Here is a 1,020-nt window from a genome sequence, read left to right on the forward strand (position 1 = left end):
CACCAATACGCCATGAAGAGCGTGCACAGTCCATTGCAACGTCACCACCGCCGACAACCATCACTCGTTTACCTGCACGTGGAAATTGGCGAGTTTCAGAAATCTCTTTCAAGTATTCAACCGCAGAGAACACGCCATCGTTGTCATGACCCGGTAGAGGGATGATCGAACCGACGTGTGCACCGTGAGCCAAAATCACAGCATCATGTTCGCTACGTAGAGTGTCGAAGCTAATGTCTTTGCCGATCTCAACGCCAAACTGAGTTTTAATACCCAGCATCGCTAGGTAGCTGTATTCGAAATCGATAACATCGCGTGGTAGACGGTATTCAGGGATACCCACACGCATCATGCCGCCGTAAACGTCTAGCTTTTCGTAAATCGTTACTTCGTGGCCTTGACGACGAAGCTCAATAGCCGCTTGTGCGCCAGCAGGGCCTGCACCCACGATCGCGATGTGTTTGTTCGTCATAGGGGCAATGTTGAGATCCCAGTGATCTTGGTTATCCATTTTCTCTGCAACGAAACGTTTGATGCCCGCTACGCTGATTGGTTGACCGAACTCTGTGTTGCGACGACAAGAAGCTTCACAAGGGTGGGCACAAATACGACCAAGAGTTTGAGGAAGGAATAATTTGCTGCGGATCAGATCCAAAGCGCCTTGGAAATTCCCTTCACCAGCCATGCGAACGTACTGTTTTACGTCTGTGTGCATTGGACATGCGGTTTGACATGCCGGATCGGCATCACCCATACAGCCATCGACAATCATTTGCGCGGTGTCGTATAGCTTTTGGCTAAAAATTACATTGTTCATTAACTGCGGTTTCCGTGTTGATTAGCTCTTGCCGTTGATAACGTTCACTTCAGGATTCTTTTGCTCGTAGTGAGCATGGCTGTACTCGATCCATGAGCCGTCGTAGTTGTAGACGCCTTCTGCACCTAATACTTCAGTAAGAATCATGGTGGTGTGGGCAGAGCGAACACCAGACTGGCAGTAAGCGATAACTTTCTTGCCTT

At 49.1% G+C, this 1,020-nt stretch carries 2 protein-coding genes; both read right to left on the bottom strand.

Features of this window, described 5'->3' with window-relative positions:
* Nucleotides 1–817 (bottom strand): FAD-dependent oxidoreductase (locus tag R7Q38_RS24990; RefSeq protein ID WP_318114753.1); only part of this gene is annotated, 817 nt, incomplete at its 3' end.
* 21 nt (nt 818–838) lie between these two features.
* Nucleotides 839–1,020 (bottom strand): rhodanese-like domain-containing protein (locus tag R7Q38_RS24995; RefSeq protein ID WP_318114754.1); only part of this gene is annotated, 182 nt, incomplete at its 5' end.

It is taken from the genome of Vibrio sp. Vb0598, from assembly GCF_033338935.1.
GTDB lineage: Bacteria > Pseudomonadota > Gammaproteobacteria > Enterobacterales > Vibrionaceae > Vibrio > Vibrio alginolyticus.